This window comes from Pseudomonas sp. 18-147 (assembly GCF_051048045.1).
Taxonomy (GTDB): domain Bacteria; phylum Pseudomonadota; class Gammaproteobacteria; order Pseudomonadales; family Pseudomonadaceae; genus Pseudomonas; species Pseudomonas aeruginosa.
In genome coordinates this window covers 1,655,307-1,669,175 of the sequence record NZ_CP182296.1, presented here as the reverse complement: position 1 = coordinate 1,669,175, position 13,869 = coordinate 1,655,307, and the positions used below count along the sequence as shown (strand labels likewise).

The following is a 13,869-nucleotide window of genomic DNA, read 5'->3' as shown; positions in this document are numbered from 1 at the left end:
GTTTGAAACTCAGTGATATCGCCCGCCTGGCCGGGGTCTCGGTGACCACCGCCAGCTACGTCATCAATGGCAAGGCCGCCCAGCGGCGCATCAGCGCCGCCACCGTCGAGCGCGTGCTTGCCGTGGTCGAGGAACACGGCTACCAGCCGGACCAGCAGGCCGCCGGCCTGCGCCGCGGGCAGACCCGCACCCTCGGCTTCATCCTCCCGGACCTGGAAAACCCCAGCTACGCCCGCCTCGCCAAGCAACTCGAACAAGGCGCCCGGGCGCGCGGCTACCAGTTGCTGATCGCCTGCTCCGACGACGAGCCGGAGACCGAGCGCCAGGTGGTCAACCTGTTCCGCGCGCGCCGCTGCGACGCGCTGATCGTCGCCAGTTGCCTGCCGGCCGGGGATGATACCCATGCCCGGCTGGTCGCCGAAGGCCTGCCGGTGGTGGCCATCGACCGCCAGCTCGACCCGCAGCGCTTCGCCTCGGTGATCAGCGACGACCAGGACGCCGCGCGCCGCCTCACCGAAACCCTGTTGCAACCGGCGCCGCGCCATATCGCCCTGCTCGGCGCGCGGGCGGACCTGATCATCAGCCACGACCGCGCCGCCGGCTTCCGCCAGGCGCTGAAGGACTTCCGCGGCGAGGTCATCGTCGAGCATGCCGAGGTGTTCAGCCGCGAGTGCGGACGCCGCCTGATGGAGCAATTGCTCGAGCGCCTGGGCTACCTGCCCGACGCCCTGGTGACCACTGCCTATGTACTCCTCGAAGGCGTCTTCGATGTGTTCCAGGCGCGCGCCGACGGTTGGCCCGAAGGCTTGCGGGTGGCGACCTTCGGCGACACCCAGTTGCTCGACTTCGTGCCGCTGAAGGTCAACTCGATCTACCAGCAGCACGCGCTGATCGCCGCCAACGCCCTCGAACTGGCGCTCCGCGCGGTCGAGGAGAACGACTACCGGCCGGGCCTGCACGCCGTCCCCCGGCAACTCAAGCTGCGCGACTGAGCCGGCCGCCATGCGCCTGGTCGACACCCACAACCACCTCGACTTCCCGGACTTCGACGCCGACCGCGCCGCGCTGCTGCAACGCAGCCGCGCGCTGGGGGTCGAGCGCCAGGTGGTGCTCGGCGTCTACCGCGAGAACTGGCAACGGGTCTGGGACCTGGCGCAGGCCGAGGATGGCCTGTACGCGGCGCTCGGCCTGCACCCCGTCTACCTGGCGCGGCACCGCCCGCAGCACCTGGACGACCTGCGCCAGTGGCTGCAACGCCTGCGCGGCGAGACGAAGCTCTGCGCGGTCGGCGAGATCGGCCTGGACTACTACCTGGAACACCTCGACCGCGACGCCCAGCAGGCGCTGTTCGAGGCCCAACTGCGGCTGGCCGCGGAATTCCGCCTGCCGGCGCTGATCCACGTGCGCCGCGCCCACGCGGCGACCATCGCCACCCTCAAGCGCATCCGCCTGGAGCGCCGTGGCATCATCCATGCCTTCGCCGGCAGCCGCGAGGAAGCCCGCGAGTACCTCAAGCTCGGCTTCCGCCTCGGCCTCGGCGGCGCGCCGACCTGGCCGCAGGCCAACCGCCTGCGCAAGGTGGCGGCGGAGCTGCCGGCCGAGGCCATCGTGCTGGAAACCGATGCGCCGGACATGGCGCCATCGATGCATCCCGGCCAGCGCAACAGTCCGGAGCACCTGCCGGACATCTGCCGCGCCCTCGCCGAGCTGCGCGGGGTCGACGCCGAGGAACTGGCGGCGAGCAGCAGCCGCAACGCCGCCGAGCTGTTCGGCTGGGACTGATCAAGCGTCGCGCAGGACTTCCGGCGCCAGTTGCGGGTACGTCTCGCGCAACGCCTCCAGGCAGGCCGAAAGCTGCGCCGCTTCCTCCGGCAGGCGCCGGGCGAAGTCGCTCCAGCCTTGCAGACGCAATCGCCGGGGCATCGGCACCAGGCCGCTGATGGCGTCCCAGAAGGCATCCCAGTTGCATCCGTACCACGGCGGCAACGCCAGGGCCTCGCGCAGGCGTTCGTGCAAGCGCGCGGCGCTGTCCACGTCCGCCAGCTCGATGGCCAGGCTCGCCGCCCGGTTCAGTTCCTCGTCCATGGAGCCTCCGCCAGCAATGCGTCGCAACGCTCGCGCACGAACGCGCGCAAGAGGGTCACCGGACGGGTCAACTGGGCGCGGTGGGTACACAAGAGGTTCATCGGCGTCGCTTCGCCCTGCCACTCCGGCAGCAGCAGGCGCAGGCGCCCGGCGCGCACATCCTCGGCCACGTCCAGCCAGGACTTGTAGACCAGCCCCTTGCCGGCCAGGGCCCAGCGCCGCACCACGTCGGCGTCGTCGCAGACCCGGTCGCCGGCGACCGTCAGGGTCAGGCTGCGGCGGCCCCGCTGGAACGCCCAGCGGTCGTGTATCCGGCCGCCGAGTTGGTAGAGCAGGCAATTGTGCTCGCGCAGGTCGTCCGGCTGGCGCGGCTCGCCGCGCTCCGCCAGGTAGCCCGGCGCGGCGCAGAGCACTCGCCGGTTGTCCGGCGCCAGCGGCAGGGCGACCAGGCTGGAGTCGGCCGGTGCGCCGTAGCGGATCGCCACGTCCACCGGTTGCCGGTAGAGATCGGTCACCCGGTCGCCGAGCAGCAGGCGCAGGCTCAGTTGCGGATAGCGCGCCTGGAACTCGTCGAGCCATGGCAGCAGCAGGTTGCGGCCGAAGTCGGAGGGCGCGGAAAGCTGCAGTACCCCGGCGATCTGGTCCTTGCCGCCCTGCAGCAACCGGCGCCCCTCCTCCAGGCTGCGCAACGAGGCGCGGGCATGCAGGAGGAACGCGTCGCCCTCGGGAGTCAGGCGCAGGCTGCGGGTGGAGCGGGCGAACAGGCGTACCTCCAGCTCGCTTTCCAGGCGCTTCAGCGCCGCGCTGGCCACCGCCGGGGAAATCTCCAACTGGCGCGCGGCGGCGGACAACGAGCCGCTGTCGCTGGTGTGGACGAACACCTGGAGGTCGTCGTAACGCAGCATTTTCAAGATTCCTTTGAAAGAGTCTTCCCTGATAGCCTGTTTTTCAGCGATTTGAAATAGCCCATCCTGACTCCGCCCCATCGAAGGAACCCACCATGAGCACACCCCTCACCCTGATCGCCACCATCACCGCCGCCCCCGGCCACGCCGAGGCCCTGGAACGCGAATTGCGCGCCCTGGTCGCCCCGTCGCGCGCCGAGGCTGGTTGCCTGCAGTACGACCTGCACCAGGACCGCCACGACTCCCACCTGTTCTACATGATCGAGCAGTGGCGCGACGACGCCGCCCTGGAGCGGCACCAGAACACCGAACACTTCCTGCGCTTCAGCCGCGGCAACGAAGCCCTGCTGCAGAACGTGAAGATCGACCAACTCTATCGCCTCGCCTGAGGCCCGTTTCCCGGAGTTCCCATGAAAGCTGTCGGTTACTACCAATCCCTGCCCATCGACCATCCCGACGCCCTGCTCGACCTCGAACTGCCCGAGCCCACGCCGGGCCCGCGCGACCTGCTGGTGGAGGTCCGCGCCATCTCGGTCAACCCGGTGGATACCAAGGTCCGCCAGCGCGCCCAGCCGGAAGCCGGCCAGGCCAAGGTGCTGGGCTGGGACGCGGCGGGCGTGGTGCGCGCGGTCGGCAGCGAGGTCAGCCTGTTCCGTCCTGGCGATCGGGTCTGGTACGCCGGGGACATCACCCGCCCCGGTAGCAACAGCGAGCTGCATCGGGTCGACGAGCGCATTGCCGGGCACCTGCCGAAAAGCCTCGACTTCGCCCAGGCCGCGGCCCTGCCGCTGACCACCATCACTGCCTGGGAACTGCTCTTCGAGCGCTTGCAGATCGCCGAAGGCAAGGCCGACCAGGGCCAGAGCCTGCTGGTGGTCGGTGCCGCCGGCGGGGTCGGTTCGATCCTGGTCCAACTGGCCCGGCAACTGACCGGCCTGAACGTGATCGGCACCGCTTCGCGCGCAGAGACCCAGGCCTGGGTCCGCGACCTCGGCGCGCACCATGTGATCGACCACGGCAAGCCGCTGGCCGAAGAGCTGAAGCGGATCGGTGTCGCCGAGGTCAGCCACGTCGCCAGCCTGACCCACACCGACCAGCACCTCGAACAGATCGTCGCCGCGCTGCGCCCGCAAGGCCGCCTGGCGCTGATCGACGACCCGGCGTCGCTGGACATCGGCAAGCTGAAGCAGAAGAGCCTGTCGCTGCACTGGGAGTTCATGTACACCCGCTCGATGTTCCAGACCGACGACATGATCGAGCAGCACCGGCTGCTGGAGCGGGTCGCCGGGCTGATCGACGAAGGCGTGTTGAAGACCACCGTCGGCGAGCATTTCGGCCGCATCGACGCGGCCAACCTGCGCCGCGCCCACGCGCTGCTGGAGAGCGGCCGGGCCAAGGGCAAGATCGTTCTCGAAGGGTTCTGAACGGCAGGACCACGGGGCGCGGCGTTTTCCACCCTACCGCCGTGCCCCTGGCCTTTGCTATCCCGCCTTGCGCACCCTCAGCGCAGCCTCGATCTCGCCAAGGATCGTCGGGTCGTCGATGGTCGATGGCGCCGCGTAGTCCTCGCCATCGGCGATCTTGCGCAGCACCGCGCGGAGGATCTTCCCGGAGCGGGTCTTCGGCAGCCGCTTGACCACCACCACCCGCTGGAAGCAGGCCAGCGCGCCGATCTGTTCGCGGACCAGCGCCACCAGCTCGCGCTGCAGTTGCTCGGCGGCGATCCCGGCATCGTCCTTGAGCACCACCAGGCCCAGCGGCACGTGGCCCTTGAGTTCGTCCCGCACGCCGATCACCGCGCACTCGGCAACCGCCTGGTGCTGCGCCACGCGTTCCTCCATCTCGCCGGTGGAGAGGCGATGCCCGGAAACGTTTATCACGTCGTCGGTGCGCCCCATGATGTAGACGAAGCCGTCCTCGTCGAGATAACCGCCGTCGCCGGTGTGGTAGTAGCCGGGATAGTTGCCCAGGTAGGCCTGCAGGTAGCGCGGGTGGTCGCCCCAGAGGGTCTGCGCGCAGCCCGGCGGCAACGGCAGGGCGATGACGATCGCGCCCTGGCGGTTCGCTCCCAGCGGCCGGCCTTCGTCGTCCAGCACCTGCACGTGGTAGCCGGGCACCGCGCGGTTGGTCGAGCCGGCCCGCAGGTCGTGGCCGGCGATCCCGATGCAGGGCGCGGTCACCGGCCAGCCGGTCTCGGTCTGCCACCAATGGTCGTGGACCGGCCGCCCGGTGTGCTCCTCCAGCCAGTGCTGGGTGCTGCTGTCGAGCTTCTCGCCGGCCAGGAACAGGTGGCGCAGCGAACCCAGGTCGTAGCGCTTCACCCGTTCGCCATGCGGGTCTTCCTTGCGGATCGCGCGGATCGCCGTCGGCGCGCAGAACAGGCTGTTCACCCTGTGCTCTTCGATCACCCGCCAGTAGGCGCCGGCATCCGGCGTGCGCACCGGCTTGCCTTCGTAGAACACCGTGGTACAGCCGCACATCAGCGGGCCGTAGACGATCAGCGAGTGGCCGACCACCCAGCCGACGTCGGAGATCCCCCACCAGACGTCGCCGGCCTGCATGCCGTAGATAGTGCGGACCGCGTAGCACACCGCGACCGCGTGGCCACCGTTGTCGCGGACGATACCCTTGGGCTTACCGGTGGTGCCCGAGGTGTACATGATGTACAGCGGATCGCCGCTGGCCACCGGCAGCGGATCGGCCGGCTCGGCGGCGGCGAGGCAGTCCTGCCAGTCCAGGTCGCGGCCCGGGTGCAGGCGCGCGGGCGCCTGCGGGCGTTGCCAGACCATGACGTGGGCAGGCTGGTGGATCGCCAGTTCGAGGGCCTTGTCCACCAGCGGCTTGTATTCGATCACCCGATCGAACTCCAGCCCGCAGGAAGCGGTGAGCACCAGCTTCGGCGTGGCGTCGTCGATGCGCAGGGCCAGCTCGTAGGGAGCGAAGCCACCGAACACCACCGAATGCACCGCGCCCAGGCGCGCGCAGGCGAGCATCGCCATGGCCGCCTGCGGCACCATCGGCATGTAGATGATCACCCGGTCACCCTTGCCGACCCCGAGGGCCCGCAGGGCGCCGGCCAGGCGCGCCACTTCGTCGCGCAGCCGCAGGTAGCTGTAGCGGTCCTGGGTGCCGGTCACCGGCGAGTCGTAGATCAGCGCGGTCTGTTCGCCGCGCCCCTCCTCGATCTGCCGGTCGAGGGCCAGGTAGGCGCTGTTCAGACGGCCATCGGCGAACCAGCGATGGGTGCCGTCGGGCAGGCTTTCGAGGATGTTCGCGGGCGCCTGGTACCAGGCCAGGGAACGGGCCTGTTCGGCCCAGAACGCGGCCGGCTCGGCGATCGAGCGGGCGTGCTGCTGCAGGTACGTCATGTTCCAGCCCTCTGATTGTTCTTATTAGGGATGAAGCAGTGAGTGAGCCTTGGAGTATGGGCGGGCGCCGGGCACCCGCCATCAACCTTTGGTCGTAGAGGTCAGTCCTTGCCGCGGTAGAGCTTCTGGATGCTGGAGAAGTCCAGCCCCTCGTGCTCGGCATCGGCCTGGGCGTGCAGGCTGAACAGGTTGCGCGCCAGCGCGCCGAGCGGCGTCGAGGCCTGCACCGCCTGGGCGTTGGCCAGCGCCAGGCCGAGGTCCTTGTTCATCAGGCGCACCTGGAAACCGCCGGCATAGCCGTTGCTCGCCGGCGCCTGTGGCATCACCCCGGGCCAGGGGTTGTAGAGGTTCAGCGCCCAGTTGCCACCGGAACTCTGCTTCATCACCTCGGACAGCACCGCCGGGTCGAGGCCGTTCTTCACCCCCAGCGCCAGGGCCTCGGCGGTGCCGGCCATGAGGATGCCGAGGAGCATGTTGTTGCAGATCTTCGCCACCTGGCCGGCGCCGTGATCGCCGGCGTGGAAGATGTTCCGGCCCATGTTCTCGAGGACCGGCCGGGCCCGCGCGAAGCCTTCGGCGGGGCCGCCGACGATGAAGCTCAGGGTGCCGGCGCGGGCGCCGCCGACGCCGCCGGAAACCGGCGCGTCGAGCAGGGTCAGGCCCTTCGCCGCGGCGGCCTCGGCGACCTTGCGCGCGGTCTCCGGGGCGATGGTCGAGCAGTCGATCAGCAGGGGCTTGCCGGCGACCCGCGCGAGCAGGCCGTCGTCGCCGAGATACAGGCTTTCCACGTGCTGCCCGGCCGGCAGCATGCTGATCACCACTTCGGCGCCTTCGCAGCACTGCAAGGCGCTATCGGCGCCCTGCGCGCCCTGCTCGACCAGGCTCAGCACGGCCTTGGGCTGCAAGTCGAAGACATTCACCCGGTGGCCGGCCTTGAGCAGGTTGGCGGCCATCGGCCCACCCATGTTGCCCAGGCCGAGGAATGCGATGTCGGTCATCGGTCCGTCTCCCTTTCAGCGCATCTGGATCGAGAAGTTGGTCCCGGCCACGCTATCGCTGTCGAACCAGCGCGCGGTCACGGTCTTGGTCTCGGTGTAGAAGCGCACGCCCTGCTTGCCGTAGGCGTGCAGGTCGCCGTAGAACGAGCCCTTCCAACCGGTGAAGGAGAAGAACGGCAGCGGTACCGGAATCGGGATGTTGATGCCCACCTGGCCGACCTCGATGTGGTGCTGGAAGGTCCGCGCCGCGGCGCCGGAGCTGGTGAAGATCGAGGTGCCGTTGCCGTAGGGGCTTTCGTTGATCAGGCGGATCGCCTGCTCCAGGCTGTCGACCTCGGCCAGGCAGAGCACCGGGCCGAACACCTCTTCGCGGTAGATCGCCATGTCCGGGCGCACCCCGGCGAACAGCGTCGGGCCGACCCAGTTGCCGTCCGGGTATCCCTCGACCTTGTAGCCGCGGCCATCCAGCAGCAGTTGCGCGCCCTCCTCCACGCCCTGGCCGATCAGGCGCTCGATGCGCGCCTTGGCCTGCGGGTTGATCACCGGGCCGTAGCTGGCGCCGCTGTCGTCCCATGGGCCGGGGCGGACCTTGGCCAGCGCGTCGCGGATTTCCGGAATCCACTCGCGGGCGGCCCCCACCAGCACCGCCACCGAGATCGCCATGCAGCGCTGCCCGGCCGCGCCCACCGAGGCACCGACCAGGTTGCTGATGACCTGTGCCTTGTCCGCGTCGGGCATGATCACCATGTGGTTCTTCGCCCCGGCGAAGCTCTGCACGCGCTTATTGTGCGCGGTGCCGGTGTGGTAGACGTACTGGCCGACGGCGACCGAGCCGACGAAGGACACCGCCTTCACCTGCGGGTGCTTGAGCAACTGGTCGACCTGTTCCTTGCCGCCATGCACCACCTGCAGCACGCCCTTCGGCGCACCGGCCTCGAGGAACAGCTCGGCGAGCCGCACGCTGGTCAGCGGCACCTGCTCGGAAGGCTTGAGGATGAAGGCGTTGCCGCAGGAGATGGCCAGCGGGAACATCCACAGCGGGATCATCGCCGGGAAGTTGAACGGGGTGATGCCAACGCACACGCCCAGCGGCTGGGTGATGCTGTAGGTGTCGATGTTGCGGGCGACGTTCTCCACCGTCTCGCCCATCAGCAGCGAGGGCACGTTGCAGGCGTGCTCGACCACCTCGATACCGCGCCAGACGTCGCCCTTGGCGTCCTCGAAAGTCTTGCCCAGCTCGCTGGAGACGATCTTCGCCAGTTCGTCGTGGTGTTCCTTGAGCAACGCCTGGTAACGCAGCATCACCCGCGCGCGCTCGGAAACCGGGGTTTCCTTCCAGCTGGCGAAGGTTTCGCGGGCACTGGCCACCGCCTGCTCGACCTGCTCCGCGCTGGCGCAGGCGATCTCCGCCAGGGTGCTGTTGTCGAGGGGATTGCTGACCGGGATGCGCTGGGCGCCGAGACCTTCGACGAAGGCTCCCGCGATGAGGTGGCGGACTGGGACTGACATGAACCCTCCTGCACCGGCCAGGCCGGCTTTTATTGTTGTGGCGGACTGGTACGAGGTCGATTCGGACCTCGCTTTGGCCAAGAAGCTATCACTGGGCGGAAGGTCGCGAGATCGACTAAATTGTGTTGTTCATGGACTATATTGCGGAGCCGGCTACCGACATGTCGCACACCTCCGACTGGCCCCTGCCGGCCGACAGCCTGCGCTTGCCGATCCCGGCGGCGCTGCTGGAGAAACTGGCGGTCCACCCGCTCAGCCGCGACCTCTACCCCACCTCCCTGGGCCACTACCGGCGCGCCCGCGACCACCGCATGAGCCGCGAGCGCCATGACGAGCACCTGCTGATCTATTGCAGCGAAGGCCAGGGCCTGTTGCGCGTGCGCGAGGGCGACGCCTGGCGCGAATACCGGGTCGGCAGCGGCGACCTACTCTGGCTGCCGCCGGGCATGGCCCACGACTACGCCGCCGACGACCGCCAACCCTGGACCATCTTTTGGACCCACCTGCGCGGCGACAGCGCCACCTGGCTGCAACACAGCGCCGGCTACCGCGACACCCCGCTGCGCCATTGGGGCCTGCAACACGCCCTGCTCGGCGGCTTCGAGCAACTGCTGGAGGTGCGCCACAGCGGCTACCGCTTCCAGCACTTCCTGCTCGCCGCCAGCCGCCTGCGCAGCCTGCTCTGCCAGCTACCGCTGCTGCGCCCGCTGCGCGAGGGCAGCCTGGACCTCGACGGGCTGCACGCCTACATGCGCGAACACCTGCATGCGCGCCTCGAACTGGAACGCCTGGCGGCCTTCTGCAACCTGTCGAAGTTCCATTTCGTCAGTCGCTACAAGGCGATCACCGGCCGTACGCCTATCCAGCACTTCCTGCACCTGAAGATCGAGTACGCCTGCCAGTTGCTGGACAGCAGCGACCAGAGCGTGGCCCGGGTCGGCCAGGCGGTCGGCTACGACGACAGCTACTACTTCTCGCGCCTGTTCAGCAAGGTCATGGGTTTGTCGCCGAGCGCCTACCGGCAGCGGGTAAGGCAGGGCGAGGGAGGAGCCTGAAGCGCTCTGCGGCGGGGCTGTAAACGAAGCGGCGACCAGTTGTCGGCAAACTGATCCCGGTCAGTGTTTTCCGGGCCGACAGGACTAGACTGAAGCTCCCTTTCCAGCCCCGATGGATGAATCGCCATGAACATCCTCGTCCGCCCGTCGCAAACCCCGAAAGGCCAATGCTGGCAAGTCTGCCTCGACCAGCAGGCCGTCAACTTCCGTAGCGAAAGCGAGGCCCGGCGTTTCGTCGACCGCCTCGAGGCGCGCCTGCGCGCGCCCCATGTGCTGCCCGAACTGAAACAGCGAACGGCCTGATCCGCGCTCAGACGGCCTGGCGCTCCAGGCGCCCGGTCTGCCAGGCGAGCAGGGTCGCGACCGCGCCGCAGACGGCGATCACCAGAGTCATGGGGATCGCCGTGCCGTCGTGGAGCACGCCGACCAGCGCCGAAGCGCCCGCCGCCACGCTGAACTGCAGGCTGCCCATCAGCGCCGAGGCGCTGCCGGCGTGCTGTCCCTGTCCGGCCATGGCGCAGGCGGAAGCGTTGGGAATGATGCAGCCGAGGCTGGCCACGCATCCGAACAGCGGAACCAGCAGCGGCCACAGCGTGGCCGGTTGCAGCGAAGCGATGCCCAGCAGGGCCAGGCCGCACACCAGGTAGCCCCAGATGATCCGCCGCAGCCAGAACGCCGGCCCGCGATAGCGCAGCAGCCGCGCGTTGACCTGTGCCATGACGATGAAGCCCGCGGCATTGCTGCCGAACAGCCAGCCATAGTGCTCGGCGGGAATCCCGTAGAGCTGGATGAACACGTAGGGCGAACCGGCGATGTAGGCGAACATCCCGGCCATCGCCACCCCGCCGGAAAGGCCATAGGCGAGAAACAGGCGGTCGGCGAACAGCCGCCGGTACTGCCCCAGCGCGCCGGACAGCGGCGGTCGCTCGCCGTCGGCCGGGATGGTTTCCGGCAGCCACAACGCCACGCCGAGGCCGGCCAGGGCGGCGAACAGGGTCAGGCAGACGAAGATCGATTGCCAGCCCTGCCAGTCCAGCAGCAGGCCGCCGGCCACGGGGGCGAGGATCGGCGCCAGGCCCATCACCAGCATCAACTGGGAAAACGCCTTGGCGGCGCCGATCGGATCGCACAGGTCACGCACCACTGCCCGCGAGATGACCATCCCGGCGCAGCCGCCGAGGGCCTGGACGAAGCGCGCGGCTATCAGCCACTCCAGGCTCGGCGCCAGGGCGCAGGCGGCCGAGGCCAGGGTGAAGATACTCACCCCCACCAGCAGCGGCAGGCGCCGGCCATAGCGGTCGGCCACCGGGCCGTAGAGCAACTGGCCGATGGACAGGCCGGCGAAGTAGGCAGCCAGGCTCAGTTGGACGTGCTCGACGTCGGTGGCGAAGGCCTTGGCCAGGGTCGGGAAGCTCGGCAGGTAGAAATCGATGGCCAGTGGCCCGAAGGCGCTCAGGGCTCCCAGTATCAGCAGGATGCGCAGGTTCATGGATCGCTCGGCACGGGGCGCGTCGGTGGCAGGCAAGGCACTTCCCTGCGCGGCTCCCGGCAAGCGGGACGACGACGCCTATCATTGAATCGTCTGTGAGGGCGGGCGGCTCCAGGCCTGAGGCCGGTACTGGCGGGAAGATGCTACGGACAGCCGGGGAGTCGCCGAAAAAGCAGCGCGCAGCATAACACCGAAGACGCCCGCCGATCATGGCCGGAGACCGTGGAACCGCGGAATCCACGACTCATGAATGAGCAGCATTAGACAAAGGTGGTGTCGAAATACTTCGAGTCCGCCCGAGCGCGGCTAAAATCGGTACACTCCCCGCCCCGTTGCCGAGACCGATTCGACTACCCAGCACAGCATGCGACGCACAAAGGAAGATTCTGAAAAAAACCGTACGGCCATCCTCCTGGCCGCCGAGGAACTGTTCCTGGAAAAGGGCGTGTCCCATACCAGCCTGGAACAGATCGCCAGGGCCGCCGGGGTGACCCGTGGCGCCGTCTACTGGCACTTCCAGAACAAGGCCCACCTGTTCAACGAGATGCTCAACCAGGTACGCCTGCCGCCGGAGCAACTCACCGAGCGCCTGTCCGGCTGCGATGGCAGCGACCCGCTGCGCTCGCTCTACGACCTCTGCCTGGAGGCCGTGCAATCGTTGCTGACGCAGGAGAAGAAGCGCCGCATCCTGACCATCCTGATGCAACGTTGCGAATTCACCGAGGAACTGCGCGAGGCGCAGGAACGCAACAACGCCTTCGTGCAGATGTTCATCGAACTCTGCGAGCAGTTGTTCGCCCGCGACGAATGCCGTGTGCGGCTGCATCCGGGCATGACCCCGAGGATCGCCTCGCGCGCCTTGCACGCGCTGATCCTGGGCCTGTTCAACGACTGGTTGCGCGACCCGCGCCTGTTCGATCCGGATACGGACGCGGAACACCTGCTGGAGCCGATGTTCCGTGGCCTGGTGCGCGACTGGGGTCAGGCCAGCTCGGCGCCGTAGCCCTCCTCGCGGATCGCCTCGAGTACCTGGGCGCTGTCGAGCCGGCTGGCGACCCGGACTTCGCCGGCGCCAAGATCCACCTGGACGTCCGCCGCCGAATCCTTCGCCTGCACCGCATGGGTGATCGCCCGTACGCAGTGGCCGCAGGTCATGCCCTGAACCTTGAAGACTTGCATGGTATTGCCTCCTGTTGGTCATCGATGGTGCGATTTTCGACCTTGACATGGTGTCAAGGTCAATCCTCGAAATATCCGGTAACCGACAAAGCGTCAAGAACGGGTAAAGGCGGAGTAAAGAGGCTTAAACCCTACAAAGCACATGGTTAACATGTTCACCTTGTTCTTCACGAGGTAGAACCATGTCCATCCGCCGCTATTCCCCGTCACAGATCGCCCTGCACTGGCTCAGCGCCGTCGCGGTCCTGCTGATCATCGCCCTGCCCTACGGCGCCGACTTCTTCGCCGGCCTGCTCGGCGGCAAGGGCAACGTCTTCACCCTGCACAAGTCGCTGGGCGTGGCGGTACTCCTGCTGACCCTGACACGCCTGGCGCTGCGCCGCGTCCAGGGTGTCCCGGATACCCTGGAGGGGAACCCGGACTGGCAGCGCGCGGCCGCCAAGGCCGGGCATTTCCTGCTGTACGCGGTGCTGATCGTCATGCCGCTCTCCGGCATGCTCGCCGGCAAGCGTCCGCTGGACCTGTTCTGGCTGGTGCAGATCGGCCCGTTCGACCTGCCGGAAGCCTTCAAGGCGTTCGCCGGCGGCACCCACGTCACCGTCCAGTACCTGCTTTTCGCGCTGATCCTCGGCCACGCCGCCGCGGCCATCTGGCACCACCGCGTGCAGAAGGACGACGTACTGCGCGCCATGCTGCCGCAACGCGGCGCCTGATCCCAGCGACGGACGGGCACGCGGATGCCCGTCCCGACTTGTCCCGGACCCCGGCTTCGACCAAGCTTTTCCCTACGCCCCCCGCCGCCGAGGCCCGCCATGTTCCCCATCCTTCGCCCGCTGCTCCATACCGCCGCCCTGGCCTGCGCCCTCCCGGCGCTCGCCGCGGACCCGCAACCGGCCAGCGGTGGCTGGGCGCAACCCGACCCGGCGCCGATCGGCTATGCGGTGCTGAACGTTTCCCGCGAGCGGGTCGAGTCCGGCACTGCCTGCGATATCGGCCTGTACGTCCACGACGAACTGGTCGGCAACCTGCAACCGGGCGCCAGCCTGGCCCTGAACCTGCAACCCGGCGCGGTGGACGTGCGTCTTGCGCCGAACGGTCCTGGCGACGCCTGCCGGAACGGCATGACCATCCTCGCCGGACAGACCCTGACCCTGCGCGCCGGAGAGATCCGCAACCTGCGCATTACCCTCGGTGCGGGCGGGCTCTACCTGGCACCGGTGGCGGATGGGTACTGAGGGGTAGCGACTTGCCGTGGAGCATTGGCCATGACTCAGGGCACGA

Annotated in this window: 16 protein-coding genes; 9 read left to right on the top strand and 7 right to left on the bottom strand. The window is 68.5% G+C overall.

Features of this window, described 5'->3' with window-relative positions:
- Positions 1-2: 2 nt before the first annotated feature.
- Complete coding sequence (gene cra / locus ACM0M4_RS08145; RefSeq protein WP_003104372.1) at positions 3-992, top strand: catabolite repressor/activator; 990 nt, start codon at positions 3-5, stop codon at positions 990-992.
- 10 nt (positions 993-1,002) lie between these two features.
- Positions 1,003-1,782: a TatD family hydrolase gene (locus tag ACM0M4_RS08140; RefSeq protein WP_003104370.1), complete on the top strand. Its 780-nt coding sequence runs from the start codon at positions 1,003-1,005 to the stop codon at positions 1,780-1,782.
- On the opposite strand, the gene ACM0M4_RS08135 is transcribed toward ACM0M4_RS08140, so the two are convergent.
- Together ACM0M4_RS08135 and ACM0M4_RS08130 are read right to left on the bottom strand one after the other, a co-directional pair.
- Positions 1,783-2,085: a barstar family protein gene (locus tag ACM0M4_RS08135; protein ID WP_003111769.1), complete on the bottom strand. Its 303-nt coding sequence runs from the start codon at positions 2,083-2,085 to the stop codon at positions 1,783-1,785.
- A complete protein-coding gene (locus ACM0M4_RS08130) occupies positions 2,070-2,990 on the bottom strand; it encodes a LysR family transcriptional regulator (protein WP_023102912.1) in 921 nt (306 codons plus the stop codon). The genes ACM0M4_RS08135 and ACM0M4_RS08130 overlap by 16 nt, the downstream gene beginning before the upstream one ends.
- Positions 2,991-3,085: 95 nt before the next feature.
- Between ACM0M4_RS08130 and ACM0M4_RS08125 the strand changes: the two genes are divergently transcribed.
- Together ACM0M4_RS08125 and ACM0M4_RS08120 are read left to right on the top strand one after the other, a co-directional pair.
- Complete coding sequence (locus tag ACM0M4_RS08125; RefSeq protein ID WP_003104358.1) at positions 3,086-3,379, top strand: putative quinol monooxygenase; 294 nt, start codon at positions 3,086-3,088, stop codon at positions 3,377-3,379.
- Between the two features lie 21 nt (positions 3,380-3,400).
- Positions 3,401-4,414 (top strand): zinc-binding alcohol dehydrogenase family protein, encoded by a 1,014-nt coding sequence (locus ACM0M4_RS08120; RefSeq protein ID WP_003104356.1) that lies wholly within the window; start codon positions 3,401-3,403, stop codon positions 4,412-4,414.
- Between the two features lie 57 nt (positions 4,415-4,471).
- On the opposite strand, the gene ACM0M4_RS08115 is transcribed toward ACM0M4_RS08120, so the two are convergent.
- The 3 genes from ACM0M4_RS08115 to mmsA form a co-directional block, all read right to left on the bottom strand.
- The gene (locus ACM0M4_RS08115; RefSeq protein WP_016263180.1) at positions 4,472-6,358 is read right to left on the bottom strand and encodes a propionyl-CoA synthetase; all 1,887 of its coding nucleotides are present in this window, start codon (positions 6,356-6,358) and stop codon (positions 4,472-4,474) included.
- A gap of 101 nt (positions 6,359-6,459) precedes the next feature.
- Positions 6,460-7,356: a 3-hydroxyisobutyrate dehydrogenase gene (gene mmsB, locus ACM0M4_RS08110; protein ID WP_003119529.1), complete on the bottom strand. Its 897-nt coding sequence runs from the start codon at positions 7,354-7,356 to the stop codon at positions 6,460-6,462.
- Positions 7,357-7,371: 15 nt separating this feature from the next.
- Positions 7,372-8,865, bottom strand: a complete 1,494-nt coding sequence (mmsA, locus tag ACM0M4_RS08105; protein WP_009876901.1) for a CoA-acylating methylmalonate-semialdehyde dehydrogenase — start codon at positions 8,863-8,865, stop codon at positions 7,372-7,374.
- 131 nt (positions 8,866-8,996) lie between these two features.
- On the opposite strand from mmsA, the gene mmsR reads away from it, so the two are divergent.
- The gene (gene mmsR / locus ACM0M4_RS08100) at positions 8,997-9,920 is read left to right on the top strand and encodes an MmsAB operon transcriptional regulator MmsR (RefSeq protein ID WP_004345397.1); all 924 of its coding nucleotides are present in this window, start codon (positions 8,997-8,999) and stop codon (positions 9,918-9,920) included.
- A 126-nt stretch (positions 9,921-10,046) separates the two neighbouring features.
- Positions 10,047-10,223 (top strand): hypothetical protein, encoded by a 177-nt coding sequence (locus ACM0M4_RS08095; protein ID WP_003104346.1) that lies wholly within the window; start codon positions 10,047-10,049, stop codon positions 10,221-10,223.
- A gap of 7 nt (positions 10,224-10,230) precedes the next feature.
- Here ACM0M4_RS08095 and ACM0M4_RS08090 read toward each other — a convergent pair whose 3' ends face one another.
- On the bottom strand, positions 10,231-11,409 hold the full coding sequence (locus ACM0M4_RS08090; protein WP_034038832.1) for a multidrug effflux MFS transporter: 1,179 nt from the start codon (positions 11,407-11,409) through the stop codon (positions 10,231-10,233).
- A gap of 364 nt (positions 11,410-11,773) precedes the next feature.
- Here ACM0M4_RS08090 and nalD point away from each other — a divergent pair, with 364 nt between their 5' ends.
- On the top strand, positions 11,774-12,412 hold the full coding sequence (nalD, locus tag ACM0M4_RS08085) for an efflux system transcriptional repressor NalD (protein WP_031687995.1): 639 nt from the start codon (positions 11,774-11,776) through the stop codon (positions 12,410-12,412).
- Here nalD and ACM0M4_RS08080 read toward each other — a convergent pair.
- A complete protein-coding gene (locus ACM0M4_RS08080) occupies positions 12,391-12,588 on the bottom strand; it encodes a heavy-metal-associated domain-containing protein (protein WP_003111818.1) in 198 nt (65 codons plus the stop codon). The genes nalD and ACM0M4_RS08080 overlap by 22 nt on opposite strands.
- 182 nt (positions 12,589-12,770) lie before the next feature.
- Between ACM0M4_RS08080 and ACM0M4_RS08075 the strand changes: the two genes are divergently transcribed.
- A complete protein-coding gene (locus ACM0M4_RS08075; RefSeq protein ID WP_003092155.1) occupies positions 12,771-13,301 on the top strand; it encodes a cytochrome b in 531 nt (176 codons plus the stop codon).
- Positions 13,302-13,400: 99 nt separating this feature from the next.
- Complete coding sequence (locus tag ACM0M4_RS08070) at positions 13,401-13,823, top strand: hypothetical protein (protein ID WP_003143305.1); 423 nt, start codon at positions 13,401-13,403, stop codon at positions 13,821-13,823.
- Positions 13,824-13,869 lie beyond the last annotated feature (46 nt).